This is a genomic window from Streptomyces sp. NPDC058662 (genome assembly GCF_042716255.1).
Lineage (GTDB): Bacteria > Actinomycetota > Actinomycetes > Streptomycetales > Streptomycetaceae > Streptomyces.
This window is the reverse complement of sequence record NZ_JBHXRU010000024.1, coordinates 20558-35369: the sequence shown is the minus strand read 5'-3', so window position 1 is coordinate 35369 and position 14812 is coordinate 20558. Positions and strand designations below refer to the sequence as shown.

Annotated in this window: 16 protein-coding genes; 5 read left to right on the top strand and 11 right to left on the bottom strand. The window is 73.9% G+C overall.

The window, feature by feature from the left end; translation table 11 throughout:
• Positions 1–5 precede the first annotated feature (5 nt).
• The 10 genes from ACFWUQ_RS11845 to ACFWUQ_RS11800 all read right to left on the bottom strand — a co-directional run bounded on the left by ACFWUQ_RS11845 (position 6) and on the right by ACFWUQ_RS11800 (position 7883).
• On the bottom strand, positions 6–968 hold the full coding sequence (locus ACFWUQ_RS11845) for a hypothetical protein (RefSeq protein ID WP_384536284.1): 963 nt from the start codon (positions 966–968) through the stop codon (positions 6–8).
• Positions 965–1849, bottom strand: a complete 885-nt coding sequence (locus ACFWUQ_RS11840; RefSeq protein WP_384536282.1) for a hypothetical protein — start codon at positions 1847–1849, stop codon at positions 965–967. The genes ACFWUQ_RS11845 and ACFWUQ_RS11840 overlap by 4 nt, the downstream gene beginning before the upstream one ends.
• The gene (locus tag ACFWUQ_RS11835; RefSeq protein ID WP_384536279.1) at positions 1846–2535 is read right to left on the bottom strand and encodes a hypothetical protein; all 690 of its coding nucleotides are present in this window, start codon (positions 2533–2535) and stop codon (positions 1846–1848) included. Before ACFWUQ_RS11835 ends, ACFWUQ_RS11840 begins: the two co-directional genes overlap by 4 nt.
• A 297-nt stretch (positions 2536–2832) precedes the next feature.
• The gene (locus ACFWUQ_RS11830) at positions 2833–3096 is read right to left on the bottom strand and encodes a DUF3099 domain-containing protein (protein WP_384536277.1); all 264 of its coding nucleotides are present in this window, start codon (positions 3094–3096) and stop codon (positions 2833–2835) included.
• A 140-nt stretch (positions 3097–3236) separates the two neighbouring features.
• A complete protein-coding gene (locus ACFWUQ_RS11825) occupies positions 3237–3527 on the bottom strand; it encodes a DUF1416 domain-containing protein (RefSeq protein WP_030030422.1) in 291 nt (96 codons plus the stop codon).
• A gap of 81 nt (positions 3528–3608) precedes the next feature.
• Entirely contained in the window at positions 3609–4457 is an 849-nt protein-coding gene (locus tag ACFWUQ_RS11820) for a sulfurtransferase (protein ID WP_384536273.1), read from the bottom strand.
• Positions 4458–4671: 214 nt separating this feature from the next.
• Positions 4672–4755, bottom strand: coding sequence for a putative leader peptide (locus ACFWUQ_RS11815; RefSeq protein WP_350206375.1), 84 nt, complete (start codon positions 4753–4755; stop codon positions 4672–4674).
• 161 nt (positions 4756–4916) lie between these two features.
• The gene (locus ACFWUQ_RS11810; protein WP_384536271.1) at positions 4917–5633 is read right to left on the bottom strand and encodes a DUF2993 domain-containing protein; all 717 of its coding nucleotides are present in this window, start codon (positions 5631–5633) and stop codon (positions 4917–4919) included.
• Between the two features lie 137 nt (positions 5634–5770).
• Positions 5771–7618: a hypothetical protein gene (locus tag ACFWUQ_RS11805; RefSeq protein WP_384536268.1), complete on the bottom strand. Its 1848-nt coding sequence runs from the start codon at positions 7616–7618 to the stop codon at positions 5771–5773.
• A 10-nt stretch (positions 7619–7628) separates the two neighbouring features.
• The gene (locus tag ACFWUQ_RS11800) at positions 7629–7883 is read right to left on the bottom strand and encodes a MoaD/ThiS family protein (protein ID WP_384536265.1); all 255 of its coding nucleotides are present in this window, start codon (positions 7881–7883) and stop codon (positions 7629–7631) included.
• Between the two features lie 489 nt (positions 7884–8372).
• Here ACFWUQ_RS11800 and ACFWUQ_RS11795 point away from each other — a divergent pair, with 489 nt between their 5' ends.
• From ACFWUQ_RS11795 to ACFWUQ_RS11775, 5 genes are all read left to right on the top strand, one after another.
• On the top strand, positions 8373–9188 hold the full coding sequence (locus tag ACFWUQ_RS11795) for a response regulator transcription factor (RefSeq protein WP_384536262.1): 816 nt from the start codon (positions 8373–8375) through the stop codon (positions 9186–9188).
• Positions 9189–9212: 24 nt separating this feature from the next.
• Positions 9213–10235: a LacI family DNA-binding transcriptional regulator gene (locus tag ACFWUQ_RS11790; protein WP_384536259.1), complete on the top strand. Its 1023-nt coding sequence runs from the start codon at positions 9213–9215 to the stop codon at positions 10233–10235.
• Between the two features lie 147 nt (positions 10236–10382).
• The gene (locus tag ACFWUQ_RS11785; RefSeq protein ID WP_384536256.1) at positions 10383–11597 is read left to right on the top strand and encodes a S1C family serine protease; all 1215 of its coding nucleotides are present in this window, start codon (positions 10383–10385) and stop codon (positions 11595–11597) included.
• Between the two features lie 74 nt (positions 11598–11671).
• Entirely contained in the window at positions 11672–12403 is a 732-nt protein-coding gene (locus ACFWUQ_RS11780; protein ID WP_384536255.1) for a response regulator transcription factor, read from the top strand.
• Positions 12400–13830: a sensor histidine kinase gene (locus ACFWUQ_RS11775; RefSeq protein ID WP_384536252.1), complete on the top strand. Its 1431-nt coding sequence runs from the start codon at positions 12400–12402 to the stop codon at positions 13828–13830. Before ACFWUQ_RS11780 ends, ACFWUQ_RS11775 begins: the two co-directional genes overlap by 4 nt.
• Here the strand turns inward: ACFWUQ_RS11775 and ACFWUQ_RS11770 are convergent.
• Positions 13810–14802 (bottom strand): phosphatidylinositol-specific phospholipase C, encoded by a 993-nt coding sequence (locus tag ACFWUQ_RS11770; RefSeq protein WP_384536249.1) that lies wholly within the window; start codon positions 14800–14802, stop codon positions 13810–13812. The two genes, ACFWUQ_RS11775 and ACFWUQ_RS11770, sit on opposite strands and share 21 nt — an antisense overlap.
• Positions 14803–14812: the final 10 nt, after the last annotated feature.

Here is a 14812-nt window from a genome sequence, read left to right as displayed (position 1 = left end):
GGCCCTCAGCTCAGCAGCTGTCCCTGGAGGATCACCGTCTGGTGGAACGGGACGGCGGGCGTCCCGCCCTTGCGGGACTGGATGACCACGCCCTGGACGTCACCCGCCTGGAGGCAGCCGATGCGGACCTGCTCGTCCCCGGAGGGCTCGGGCTCCTCGTAGACGCTGGTGTCGCCGGAGTCCAGGGTGGCGGCGGCCGTCCCGGCCGTGCTGGACTGCTCCGCCTTGGCCCTGCTCCACACCAGGTCGACGGAGAGCGAGTCGGCGCCGGTCAGCCGGGTGTTGGTGCCGCAGCCGAGGAAGGTGTCCACGAAGCTGGAGGAGTGGAAGCGCAGCAGGTAGACGCGGGTCCGGGTGCCGTCGGGCATGGTCCAGGACCGGCCGGTGATCTGCCGCAGCCCCTCGTACTCGAAGGACTCCTTGAGCTTGGGCCGGTCGTCGGGGGCGTACTCCTCCAGGAAGGCGTCCGGCGCCACCTTGCCGTCCTTGTCCGCCGTGACGGAGTCGTCGGGCCGGGCCCCCTGGGGGGCGGGGAGCAGCAGGCTGCTCAGGGCGGCGTAGTGCGTGCGGTCCGGGTTGTCCGTGGCGCCGGGCAGCGGGGCTCCGGCCGGCAGCTCGGGCTTGGCCAGATCCGGGTAGGTCCAGCGGCCGTCGGGCCGGGTGGACAGCCCGGGGATCTCGGTCCGCTCGGGCTGGACGACCCCGTACGCGGTGCCGGCGCCGACAGCGGCGAAGACGAGGACGGCGGCGGTCCACCGCAGCGCGGCGAACAGCTTCCGGCGGTCCTTGGGCGCGGCGGGTACGGGCTCGGGGGCGGGACCCGCCTCGGGGGCGGGACCCGGCTCGGGGGCAGGACCCGGTTCGGGGGCGGGTACCGCCACCATGGCCGACCCGGCCGCGGGTGCGGCGTCGGCCGTGGGTGCGGCGTCGGCGGCCGGTGCGGCGGCGGTGGTGTTCTGCTCGGTCACACGGACTCCCCGGGGGACTTCAGGTGGTTCAGCTGCCGCGTCAACAGGTCGGTGGCGCTCTTCACGTCGAACCGGGGCCGGGGACCGTACGAACGGAAGGTCACCAGCACGTCGCCCTCGACGGCCACGCAGTCGAGGGATTCGATCGTCTCGGGCTTCGCCGAGCCGGGCCGCTCATCGACGAGGTCCAGCAGCACGCACTTGGCCTGCGGGAACCCTTCGACGGCGGGCGCCTCGTTCTTCTTCCCACCCAGCGCCACGAGGACGTCGAGGAGCTTCTTGTTGAGGTCCGCGAACTTGACGAGTGCCTGCGGGTCCGCCTGCATGAGCTCGATCTCGATGATCGGGCCGGCGTACGAGAGGGTGTAGCTGCGGCCGGCCACGCCCTTGAGCTTCAGCTCGGCCACGGCCTTGTCCCGCTCGGCGCGGTCCGCGGCGGACAGCCCCGTACGGGAGTCCTTCACGGCCTGCACCGCGCGCTCGCCCGACACGTAGTAGTCGTTGCCCTCGTCCTCCAGGTCGGGTCCCAGCTCGTAGCTCGACGGGACCGGCAGCAGCTTGCCCGTGAGCGCGTTGGGCGGCACCGTCGGCACCGGGGCCGCCGAGGCGGTCGGCCGGGGCCCTTCCGGTACCCAGTAGCGCGTCGGGGAGGTCCGGTCGGCCCGGTCGATCCTGCCGGAGGCCCAGAAGCCGCCGCCCGCGAGGACGGCCAGGCCGAGCCCGCCCGCGACCAGGGCCAGCGTGCCGCGGTTCACCTTGCGCGGCGGGCGCCCGGAAGCCGGCGCGTCCTGCTCCGCGCGCTCGGCCGGCTCCACGTGCCCGACCTGTGCCGCCTGTTCCGCCGCCGGACCGGTCACGGCGTCGTTCTGCTGCTCGGTCACAGCCGCTCCATCTGTCGCTTGGCCAGATCGGTGATCTCGCCCTGGGAGACGTCGCCCCGGTTGTTCGTGAGCTCGACGTCCATGACGATGTCCCCGCGCCGGAGGATGGCCCGGGCCTGGCGCAGCGGGTGGTACCCCGCCTTCGTCTTCGCCTTGTAGAGCCAGGCGCGGCCGTAGGCGTCGGGTACGCCGGGCAGCGCGAAGCCGTCGTTGCCCGCCCGCTTCTCCTCGTCCTGGTACGAGGACTGCCCCTCCTGGTACTTCTGGGCCGCGTGCTGGTCCTGGAACTGGAGCAGCCGGATCTCGACGAAGTCGTGCTCGCCCTGCTGCCAGCCCGCCGTGGCGATCCGCCGCACCTCCTGGGCGATGGAGTCGAAGCCCCGGTCGGGGAACTCGAAGTAGTCCGCCGCGAACGTGCCCAGCGACTCGTAACCGGAGTAGCCGTCCTTCGCGCCGCCCGGCGCCTCCAGCAGCTTCTTTGCGAGGTCCTCCTCCGCCTTGTCCCACCGGTGGGCGTTGACGGAGCGGCGGGTGGTCGCGTCGTTCGGCGCGACGGGCGGCCGCACGGCCACGTCCTGCTGCGCAAGCGGCGGCAGCGGGGTCGGGTCCCGGTGGTACTGGACGGTGTAGCCGGTGATCGTGCCGGCGAGCACGCCGAGGACGGCCGCGCCCGCGATCAGCAGCACCGTCCGGCCCCGGCGGCGGCGCGGTGCACCCGCCTGCGCGGGAGCGGCATCCGGCGCGGGAGCGGAAGCGGCATCCGGCACGGGCGCGGAAGCGGCATCCGGCGGGGAAGCGGGAGCGGCGTCCGGCGCGGGCTCCGGCTCCCCTTCCCTCCGCTGCTCGGGAAGGGTGTGTTCGTGGTCCAAGGAAGTCCCCCCACAGGCCTTGAGGCGCGGGTTCGTTTACCCGCGCGTACCCATGACCCGCCCTGGCGAGGACTGGTTGTACGAACCCTTATTACATTTTTATCTCACGGCGTTTCAATCCTCGCGACGCCGCTTTCCGTCCAGTTCGTCCCACCACTCGTCGGACTTCGCGTCCCCCGAGGGGTCGTCCCACCAGCGGTCTTCCGGCCCGCGCCGGTTCGCGACCACCGCCGCGACCGGCGGGATGACCATGGCGACCACGCACAGGGCCACCGCCGCCTCCACCGAGAACAGGCGCACGAAGGACCAGGCGGAGACGAAGAGGACCAGGCATCCGCCCATGAGCAGGAAGTAGGCGCGCCGGCGCCGGGCGTACATGCTTCCAGCGTAGGTCCGCCGCCCGCCCGCACAAGGGGCGCCGGGCCCGGACGGCACGAAGGACCGCACCCCGTTCCAGTGGCGTCCAACCCCTGGGGTGCGGCCCTCCGGCCGATCGATCGGGCGATCACACGGCGGTGCTAGACCGCGATCGCCACGTCCGTCACGCCGCCGGCCTCGGCGACCACGACGGCACGGTCCGCCTGGGCACCGGGGACGAGCGCCCGCAGCGTCCAGGAGCCGGTGGCGGCGTAGAAGCGGAACTGGCCGGTCGCCGAGGTCGGGACCTCCGCGGTGAACTCGCCGGTCGAGTCCAGCAGCCGGACGTAGCCGGACACGGGCTCGCCGTCCTTGGTCACCTGGCCCTGGATGGCGGTCTCACCGGGCTTCAGCGTCGCGAGGTCGGGCCCGCCGATCTGTGCTCCACACATGTTCTCTGTCCTGTCCTAGAGAGGTCTTACGGGTACTGCGTCGCGGCGGCCGCGTCTGTCCGCCGCGGTGCCCGGAACGAACTACTTGTTGGGGCCGAGCTCGATCGGCACGCCGACCAGCGAGCCGTACTCGGTCCACGAGCCGTCGTAGTTCTTGACGTTCTCCTGGCCCAGGAGCTCGTGCAGCACGAACCACGTGAGCGCGGAGCGCTCACCGATGCGGCAGTAGGCGATGGTGTCCTTGGTGTCCAGCTCGACCTGCTCCGCCTCGTAGAGGGCCTTGAGCTCGTCGTCCGACTTGAAGGTGCCGTCGTCGTTGGCGTTCTTCGACCACGGGATGTTGCGGGCGCTCGGCACGTGGCCGGGACGCTGCGACTGCTCCTGCGGGAGGTGCGCCGGGGCGAGCAGCTTGCCGGAGAACTCGTCGGGCGAGCGGACGTCGACCAGGTTCTGGGTGCCGATCGCGGCCAGGACGTCGTCGCGGAAGGCGCGGATGGAGGCGTCCTGGGCCTTGGCCTTGTACTGGGTGGCCGGGCGGTTCGGGACCTCGGTGCCGTCGACCAGGTCGCGGGAGTCGAGCTCCCACTTCTTGCGGCCGCCGTCGAGCAGGCGGACGTCCTGGTGGCCGTAGAGCTTGAAGTACCAGTACGCGTAGGAGGCGAACCAGTTGTTGTTGCCGCCGTAGAGGACGACGGTGTCGTCGTTGGAGATGCCCTTGGCGGAGAGGAGCTTCTCGAAGCCCTCCTGGTCCACGAAGTCGCGGCGGACCGGGTCCTGGAGGTCGCTCTTCCAGTCGATCCGGACGGCGTTGGTGATGTGGTTCTTGTCGTACGCGGACGTGTCCTCGTCCACCTCGACGACGACGACGTTCGCGTCGTTCAGGTGGGCCTCGACCCAGTCGGCGTCTACAAGGACGTCGCTGCGGCTCATGGTGTTCTCCTCCGGGGCAGTGTGCGGCGGGGCTGTGCTGGTACGGCCGCGCACCTGCCGGCTGACCGGCGGGCTGCGCGGGTGGTGCTGCGTGCGTGCGTCCGTCCGGGTGCGCTCAGGGGGTCCTGCGCGGGGAGGCGGCAGGGGTCAGGAGGCGGTTACGGTCACGCGGGAAGGGCTGTCGTCCGGCGGGTGGAGCGGATGCGCTCACACGTCACATGGATCGACAGAGCATGGCGGCGACGCGACACAGGTCTACTGCCCGCCGCTTCGTGAGATCCGCCTGCTGATGCTTCATAGCCATGGATCGTAGGGACGAATCGGCCGCCCTGTCACCGGTGTGTCATATACCGAGACAGGATCGTCCGAATACTGGGATGCGGACCGCGCCGGCCGCCGCCGCGGCGCCCCGGGAGCCCTTCGCGCGCCCGCTCCATCTGCGGATCGGACCGCGCCGTCTCAGGATCCGGCCACCACCACGTTCGAACCGCTCAGGGTGAGGTGCACGCCGCCCTCGTCCGAGGTCAGCGCCGACAACTGGAGGCCCGTGGGCAGGCCGCTGTCGAGACGGCGGTCGAAGTCGGTCTTCTTGCGGACCAGCTTCTCGATGCCCGGGATGCCCTCGCCCGGCACCTCGTCCGCCCGCACCCGGACGATCTTGCCCCCCTGGCCGTCCTGCGCGTCCTCCAGGGTGACGGTCGACACCACGCTGCGCGTCAGCGTCCTGCCGAGCACCTCCACCCCCGCGGTGACCTTCACCTTGCCCGGCGACCCGCCGTAGGTGAGGGTCGCGCCGGTCTGCGAGGCGGCCGTCAGGTCGGCGTACGTGATCAGCGCGGTGCCGTCGGCGCGCCGGGCCGTGCCCCCGCTGTAGTCGCTGTCCAGGGCCACGTCGTAGAAGTGCGCGTCGAGCTCCGCGAGCCGCGTCCTGCGCCCGTCCGCCGTCGCCTCGACGCCCCGGAGCCGCAGGTCGACCCGGTCCAGGTCGCGGCTGAGCGCCTGGGTCAGGAAGGGGAAGCCGTGGATCTCCACCTCGGAGGTGCCGGCCGACCCCTGCCGGGCCTGTATGCGCTCGGCCAGGCGGTTCTCGGCGTATCCCACCGCCCACCGGTCCACGCCGACGAGCAGGGCGCCCAGCACCACTCCGATGATCACAACGACGCGCAGAGCACGCACGTGCCCTCCCCCTACTAGTCGGTACGTGCGTCCCAGTGGAACATGACCGGTCGTCAAGGCACCGTCAGCGACGGCCCGACGGAGCGGCGGCGGGGGCAGCGGCCGGGACGGCGGCCGGGGCCGGAGCCGGCCGCCGCTCAGGCCACCACCCGGCCGATCAGGTACACGGCGGGCGCGGCGACCGCCAGCGGCATCGCGACACCGGCCGTCATGTGGACGAACTTCGACGGGTAGTCGTACGCCGCCACCCGCAGGCCGATCAGCGCGCACACCCCGGCGGCGAGACCGAGCAGCGCCCCGCCCGCGCCGATCCCGGTCAGCCCGCCGAGCGCGATGCCGGCGCCGGCCGCGGCGCCCAGCGAGACCCCGACGGACGGCGCCGTCGGCAGCGGCAGCGCGCGGGCGAAGACGGCGACCGCGACGGCGGCCGCGCCGACCGTGACGGCCTTCGCGTCGGCCGCCAGGTAGCCGGCGCAGACCACGGCCAGCGCGGCCGAGGCCACGGAGGCCATCAGGCCGGACATCCGCTCGTCGGGGTCGGCGTGGCTGCGCAGCTGGAGGACGAGCGTGAGCAGCACCCAGGCGCCGAGGGTGCCGACGATCGCGCCCGGGCCGTGGGTCGGGTCCACGGCGAGCACGGCCGCGTCGGCCACCAGCGCGCCGGCGAAGGCGAGGGCGATGCCCTGCCGGGCGGGCCACATCCCGTTGAGGCGGAACCAGCCCGCCGCGGTGAGGCCCTGGAGGGCGATGAGCGGCAGCAGCAGGGCGAGGTCCCCGAGCAGGGCTGCCACGGCCAGCAGCACGCCGAGGACGGCGGTCAGGACGGCCGACTGCGGACCGGGGTCGATCACCGGCGAGCGGCCCTCGGCGCGGGCCTGGGCGGGATCGACGGCGCGCACGGTGTTCCCGGCGAGCGTCGGAGGGGAGTACGCGGGCTCCTCGCCGGGCGCGGGGACGGGCGCGGGCCCGCCGCCCGCGGGCCCGCCGGGGGACGCGTCCGCGACGGGGGCCGCCGCGGCCTCGGCGTCCGGGCCCGGGTAGGGCGGCAGGTACGCGGTCTGCTCGACGGACTCCGGGGCCGCCGCCTGGGGCGGGAGGTAGGCGGTCTGCTCGGCCGGGTCCGGCGCGGCCCCCGGCCAGGGGGCGCCCGTACCGCCGTGGGACCAGTCCTGCCCCGGGTCCGGGGCCTGCGCCGGGGCCGGGGCCTCGTCGCGGAACCAGCCCTCGGGCGCGGCTGCCTGCCGCGGCTCCGCGGGACCGGGGAACGGCGGCAGGTACGCGCTCTCCTCGGCCCGGCCCGCCGGCTCCTGCTGAGCGCTGCCGGGGCCCGTGTACGGAGGCTGGTATGCGGCAGCCTCCTGCTGCGCGGAGCCCGGGTACGGGGCCTGGTACGCGGCCTCCTGCTGCGCCGGGCCGGGGTACGGGGGCAGGTACGCCGTCTCGTCCGCCGAGACCGGCGCTCCGGCGCCGTGGGACCAGTCCTGCCCCGGGGCCGGGGCCTGCGCCGGGGCCTCCTCGCGGAACCAGCCGTCCGGGGCCGCGACCTGCGGCGGCGGGGACTGCTGCGGGGTGGACTGCTGCGGGGTGGACTGCTGCGGCGGGGACTGCTGCGCAGCGGGGCCGGGGTACCAGTCCTGGGCCGGGACCGGGGCCTGCGCCTCGTCCCGGAACCACCCGTCCGGCGCGGCCGGCTGCCCCGGCACCCCGCCCAGCGGCGGATGCACCGGCTGGTGGCTGGTGTCCCAGGTCTGGGCCTGCCAGGTCTGCGTCCCGTAGGGATCCTGGTGGCCGGACTCGCCCTGGTGGCCCTGCACACCCTGGTGGCCCTGCTCGCCCGCAGGCCCCTGGGCCCCCTGGTAGTCCGGGTAGTCCTGGTAGTCCTGCCGGCCCGGCGGGTCCTGGTGGCCCGGGAGGTCCTGGTGGCCCCGGTAGTCCTGCTGCCGCGCCTCCTGGTGCCGGCGCTGCTGTTCCTCAGGCGTGCTCATCGGCTTCCGCTCACCCGCCCGCGAACGGCGGGAGCACCTCGACGGTGCCCCCCTCGGTCAGCGGTACGGCATCGTGCGGGCGCTTGCCCACGGGTTCTTCGTTCACGAGGAAGGAGCACCGCAGCAGGACCCGGGTCAGTTCCCCGGGGTGGCGTTCCCGCACGGCGTCGAGCGCCTCGGCCAGTGTCCGCGCCGAGTACGGCTCCTCCGCCGTCTTGGCCGCGGCCTTGGCCGCCGCCCAGTAGCGGATGGTTCCGGTTGCCACTGCAGCTCCTCTCGTCGGCCCTCTACCGTCGGCCTCCATGATGGCCCCTCCCGCCCGTTGCCCCGGCGTGCCTCCGCGCGCCCCGTGTGCGACCGGAAGGCCGTCGGAGCCCGCCGCGGGGCGGCAACGACCGTGAATCGGGCCTGTTGATCCGGCGAAAAGGGGGCATAAGAGGGCCGCGGGCGTGGCGGGAGCCACAGAGATCGAAGCGGACGGGGCCTCGGCCCCGAGAGGACGGGTGGGCTATTCTGCTGGCGAGAGGATCCGGGCAATGTTGCCCCCGGGTCCTTTTGTGCTTTCAGCACGTTGAACGGACCGAGAACATCGGTGACCGCCCGGCCCCAGGGCGCGGGGACGGACGGCCGCCGCCCAGCGACACCGTACGAAGCAGTACCGCGCATGTCCTCGACGGGACCGAGGAGGAACCGACGTGATGGACCAGCGAACCGAGCGGGACCGGCCGACCGCGACCGGGCCGGGTGGTGGGGCATGAGCTCTCTCCTGCTCCTGACCAACGCCCTGCAGCCGTCCACCGAGGTGCTGCCCGCCCTCGGCCTGCTGCTGCACAACGTCCGGGTGGCCCCGGCCGAGGGCCCGGCCCTCGTGGACACCCCGGGCGCCGACGTCATCCTCGTGGACGGCCGGCGCGACCTGCCGCAGGTGCGCTCCCTGTGCCAGCTGCTGCGCTCCACCGGGCCCGGCTGCCCGCTGATCCTCGTGGTCACGGAGGGCGGCCTGGCGGCGGTCACCGCGGACTGGGGCATCGACGACGTCCTCCTGGACACCGCCGGCCCCGCCGAGGTCGAGGCGCGGCTGAGGCTGGCCACCGGCCGGCAGCAGCTGGGCTCGGACGACTCCCCGATGGAGATCCGCAACGGCGACCTGTCGGTGGACGAGGCCACGTACTCCGCGAAGCTCAAGGGGCGGGTGCTGGACCTCACCTTCAAGGAGTTCGAGCTGCTCAAGTACCTCGCGCAGCACCCGGGCCGGGTCTTCACCCGCGCCCAGCTGCTGCAGGAGGTCTGGGGCTACGACTACTTCGGCGGCACCCGGACCGTCGACGTGCACGTACGGCGGCTGCGCGCGAAGCTCGGCCCCGAGCACGAGTCGCTGATCGGCACCGTCCGCAACGTCGGCTACCGCTTCGTCACGCCGGAGAAGGTCGAGCGGGCGGCGGCGGAAGCGGCGGCGCAGGCGGCCGCCCAAGCGGCCGCGCAGGCCGCCCCCCGGGCGGACGCGGCCGTCACCCGGTCGGCGGAGGACACGGCGGGCGTCCATTCCGCAGGACGCCCTGCCCAGAGGTAGGTCACCCCGCGTAGACTGCCGCGCGTGGCCAAGGTGACGCGGGATGACGTGGCGCGACTTGCGGGTACCTCTACCGCCGTCGTGAGCTACGTCATCAACAACGGACCCCGGCCGGTTGCCCCGGCCACGCGCGAGCGTGTCCTCGCCGCGATCAAGGATCTGGGCTACCGCCCGGACCGGGTCGCGCAGGCGATGGCGTCGCGGCGCACCGACCTCATAGGCATGATCGTCCCCGACGCCCGGCAGCCGTTCTTCGCGGAGATGGCGCACGCGGTCGAGCAGGCCGCCGCCGAGCGCGGGAAGATGGTGCTCGTCGGCAACTCCGACTACCGCGACGAGCGCGAGGTCCACTACCTGAGGGCGTTCCTCGGCATGCGGGTCTCGGGGCTGATCCTGGTCAGCCAGGGCATGAGCGAGCGCGCGGCCTCGGAGATCGAGGCGTGGGACGCGCGGGTCGTGCTGCTGCACGAGCGCCCGGAGGCGATCGACGACGTCGCCGTCGTCACGGACGACGTCGGCGGCGCCCAGCTCGCCACCCGGCACCTGCTGGAGCACGGGCACCCGTACGTCGCCTGCATCGGCGGGGTGGAGAACACCCCGTCCGTCGGCGACCCGGTCGCCGACCACGTGGAGGGCTGGCGGCGGGCCATGCAGGAGGCCGGGCGCTCGGTGGAGGGTCGGCTCTTCGAGGCGCCGTACAACCGCTACGACGCGTACAAGGTCGCCCTGGAGGTCCTCGCCGGGCCGGACCGCCCCCCTGCCATCTTCTGCGCCACGGACGACCAGGCCATCGGGGTGCTGCGCGCGGCGCGGGAGCTTCGGATCGACGTGCCCGGGGAGCTGGCGGTCGCCGGCTTCGACGACGTGAAGGAGGCGGCCCTCACGGACCCGCCCCTGACCACCATCGCCTCGGACCGCCCGGCGATGGCCCGCGCGGCGGTGGACCTGGTCCTGGACGACGGGCTCCGGGTGGCCGGGTCGCGCCGCGAGCGGCTGAAGCAGTTCCCGTCGGCGCTGGTGATCCGGCGCTCCTGCGGCTGCCGCTAGGCGTCCCGTTCGACCCTGCCTGCGGGAGCAGGGGCGCCCGCGGCGGCACCGCCGGAGCCTGATGTTTATATCGGGCATACACGGTTCTGTCGGGCTTCTCAGCCCAGGCTCAGGAAGCTCTCATGATCGGCCGCCACAGTCGGAGTCATGACCGAGAGCCCCCGCCGCGAAGGCGAGTACCCGCAGGAGAACCGCCCCGCCCAGGACGCGCCCTTCGGCGCGGACGGGCAGCGGGCACGTGACCGTCTCGCACACGACCCCGCCGCCGGGGCCTACCCGCCGCCGCCCTCCTACCCGCCCGCCGCGCCGCCCGGCTGGCACGAGGCGCACCTGCCGTCGGTCATCCGCGGCGAGACCGTGCCCGCCCCCGGCGCCGGAACCGCGCACGCCGGTCCCGCGTACGCCGGTCCCGCGCATGCCGCCCCGCCGGTACGTGCCAAGAAGCCGGTCGCGCTGCTCGCGGCCGTCGCGCTCGCCGCGGCCCTGGTCGGCGGCGGCACCGCCGCCGCCGTCCAGCAGCTGGTGGGCGCCCCCGGCGCCGCGGGTGGCGCGGTCAACGGCACCAACGTCTCGCGGACCGGCTCCGGCACCGTCTCCGGCGTCGCCGAGCAGGTCAGCCCGTCCGTGGTTCGCATCGACACCCGCACCGGCTCCGGCCAGGGCACCGGATCCGGCATCGTCCTCACCTCCGACGGCGAGATCGCCACCAACAACCATGTGATCAGCGGCGCTTCCGAGATCCAGGTGACCATGAGCGACGGCAGGAAGTACGCCGCGCGGATCGTCGGCACCGATCCCGACAAGGACCTGGCGCTCATCAAGCTCCAGGGCGCCACCGGACTCAAGCCCGCCGTGCTCGGCGACTCCGGCGGCCTCAAGGTCGGCGAGGAGGTCGTGGCGATCGGCTCCCCCGACCGGCTGACCGGCACGGTCACCAGCGGCATCGTCTCCGCGCTCGACCGCGAGGTGAACGTACCGAAGTCGGAGCAGCGGTCGCCCCAGCGGCAGCAGGACGGCGGCTGGCCGTTCTCCTTCGACGGCCGGCAGTTCAACGGCGACACCGGATCGGTCACCACCTCGTACAAGGCGATCCAGACGGACGCCTCCCTGAACCCGGGCAACTCCGGCGGCGCGCTGGTCGACATGAACGGCGAGATCGTCGGCATGCCCTCCGCCATCTACTCCCCCGCGAGCGACGGCTCCGAGGCGGGCAGCGTCGGCCTCGGCTTCGCCATCCCGGTCGACACGATCAAGGCCGACCTCGACTCCCTGCGCAAGGGCGGTCCCGGCGGCGCGGGCGACGGCTCCGCCTCCGACCGAGGCGGCTCCGGCGCCGGCAGCGGCTTCGGCACCTCCTTCTAGGGCCACGGCACCGGCCCGCCCGTGCGAGGCTGGGAGGCGCCGCCGAGTACCGACCACCACCCCTGGGGACCGAGATGAATCCCGCCGAAGGCGAAGCGCGCATCCTCGTCGTGGACGACGAGCCGGCCGTACGCGAGGCCCTGCGCCGCAGCCTCGCCTTCGAGGGATACGCCGCGCAGACCGCCGTCGACGGCCTCGACGCCCTCGACAAGGCGGCCTCCTACGAGCCCGACCTGATCGTCCTCGACATCCAGATGCCCCGGATGGACGGTCTGACGGCGGCCCGCCGGCTGCGGGCCGCCGGCAGCGTCACGCCGATCCTGATGCTCACCGCCCGCGACACCGTCGGCGACCGCGTCACCGGCCTCGACGCGGGAGCCGACGACTACCTCGTCAAACCCTTCGAGCTCGACGAGCTCTTCGCCCGGGTCCGGGCCCTGCTGCGCCGCAGCGCGTACGCGGCCCCCCGCCCCGGCGGCGGGGAGCCCGAGGACGCGCTGGCCTTCGCCGACCTCCGGATGGACGTCGCCACCCGCGAGGTCACCCGCGGCGGACGCCCGGTGGAGCTGACCCGTACCGAGTTCACGCTGCTGGAGATGTTCCTCGCCCACCCCCGCCAGGTGCTGACCCGCGAGCAGATCCTCAAGACCGTCTGGGGCTTCGACTTCGAGCCCAGCTCCAACTCCCTGGACGTGTACGTGATGTACCTGCGCCGCAAGACCGAGGCGGGCGGCGAGCCCCGCCTGGTCCACACCGTGCGCGGGGTCGGCTACGTCCTGCGGGCCGGCGAGGGCGGGCCCGAGTGAGCCCGGCGGCCAGGTTCCGCGCCCTGCCGCTGCGTTCCCGCCTCGCCCTGCTGGTCACGGTGGCCGTGGCCCTCGCGGTGGCGGGCGTCGCCGCGGTGTCGTGGGTGATGGTGCGGACCCAGCTGCGGGACCAGCTCGACAGCAACCTGCGCGCCACCAACGCGGAGGCGCAGGCCAACCAGGTGTACCGGGCGCTCGGCTGCGTCTCGGACAGTGCCCTGCCGGAGCGCCCCGCCAATAACCTCAGCGCCCAGGTGCAGATCGTGCTGCCGGACGGCGGCCACTGCTGGGTCGACGGCAGGAGCACCCTGCGGGTCAGCGGCACCGACCTGGAGGTCGCGCAGCGCCGGCGCGGGGCCGCGCTGTACGACGCCACCACCTCCGACGGGATCGCCGTGCGGGTCTACACCCAGCCGGCCCTGCTGGGCGGGCAGGCCGCCGCGCTGACCGTGGCCAAGCCGCTCGCCGACATCGACCGGCCGCTGTCCACCCTGGCCTGGGTCCTGCTGCTGGTCTGCGGCATCGGCGTGGTCGGCGCCGGCGCGGCCGGGCTGTGGGTGGCCCGTACGGGGCTGCGGCCGGTCGACGAGCTGACCGGAGCCGTGGAGCACATCGCCCGGACCGAGGACCTCACCGTGCGGATCCCCGACACGGGCGACGACGAGATCGCCCGGCTGTCGCGGTCCTTCAACTCCCTGACGGTCGCGCTCGCCTCCTCGCAGGCGCGGCAGGCCCAGCTGATCGCGGACGCCGGGCACGAGCTGCGCACCCCGCTCACCTCGCTCCGGACGAACATCGAGCTGCTGGCGCGCAGCGAGGACACCGGGCGCGCCATCCCGCCGGAGGACCGCAGGGAGCTGCTGGCCTCGGTCAAGGCGCAGATGACGGAACTGGCGGCGCTGATCGGGGACCTCCAGGAGCTGTCCCGCCCGGACGCGGTGTCCCCCGGCCCGCTCGGGGTGGTGGCCCTGCACGAGATCACCGGGACGGCGCTGTCGCGGGCCCGGCTGCGCGGGCCCGAGCTCGGCTTCACCTCGCACCTGGAGCCCTGGTACGTACGGGGCGAGCCGGCCGCCCTGGAGCGCGCGGTCGTCAACATCCTGGACAACGCGGTGAAGTTCAGCCCGCCGGGCGGCTCGGTCGAGGTGACGCTGCGGGCGGGCGAGCTGACCGTACGGGACCACGGGCCGGGCATCCCGGCCGAGGACCTGCCGTACGTCTTCGAGCGGTTCTGGCGCTCGCCCTCGGCGCGCGCCCTGCCCGGCAGCGGACTGGGCCTGTCGATCGTGGCCCGTACGGCGCACCGGGCGGGCGGCACCGCCGAGCTGCGGGCGGCGCCCGGCGGCCCGGGCACGGAGGCGGTGCTCCGGATCCCGGGGGCGCCCACCCCGCCGCCGCCCGGGCCCTCAGTTGTGCCGGATCAGTGAGGCGACCAGGCCGGAGCGGGTGTTCGGGAAGTCCATCGGGACGATGCCGAGCCCGGTCCGGCCGGCGAGTTCGGCCCCGTCGACGAAGGCGTGCGCCTGGGGGTTGAGGCGGTCGGAGTTCCACCGCGGCGGCAGGTAGGCGGAGGTGCTGGTGTAGTTCACGAAGAGCTTGCCGGGCTGCTGGACGGCGCGCCGGAAGTGGTTCTCGATCCTGCCGCGCTTGGCGAAGGGCTCGGCCATGTAGTCGTCCTGGATGTCGAAGACGTTCCCGTCCCCGTACCGCAGACCGGGCAGGCCCCCGTTGTCGGCGAGCAGCACGACCTTGCCCCGGGCCTGGCCCAGCGCGGGCAGGGTGTCGGCGATCCGGAACAGCGGGCGCCAGCCGCGGTGGTCGAGGTAGTCGTCGAAGACGGCGCGGAAGGTGGCGTCGCTGTCCTCGGAGTACTCCTGCTTGACCCGCATCAGGACGGTCTCGGAGGGGTGCGCGGCAAGGAAGCCCGCGCAGGCCACGAGGACGTCCCCGAACATCAGGTTCTGGAAGAACGAGCCGTGGTGGATGGCGAAGGACCCTCCAGTGACCCGGCAGCGGACGTCGAGGAAGCGGATGCCGGAGTCGAGCTGCTGGGCGATCGAGGTGTTCTGGCAGGCGACGTACAGCCCGCCCTGGCGGGCGCCCGAGTCGTGGGTACCGGGGATGGTCATCCGCTGGAGGGCGGTGGAGTCGGGCAGGCCCGCCATCCAGTCCTGGGTGCCGAGGGTCCGTGCCGAGGCCGTGCCGGCCGCCCCCAGTCCCACGGCCGCCGTCGCGCCCACCGCCAGGGCGGCGGACAGGAACCGGCGGCGGTCCAGGGCCGGGCCCGCGCCGTCCGCGCCGGCGCCGCCCGCGCCCGTGCCGCCCGTACCCGCGAGGGCCGTTCCACTGCCCGCGGCACCCGTTCCCGTACCCGCCGTGCCCATACCAGCCATGCCCATGCCCGCCCCT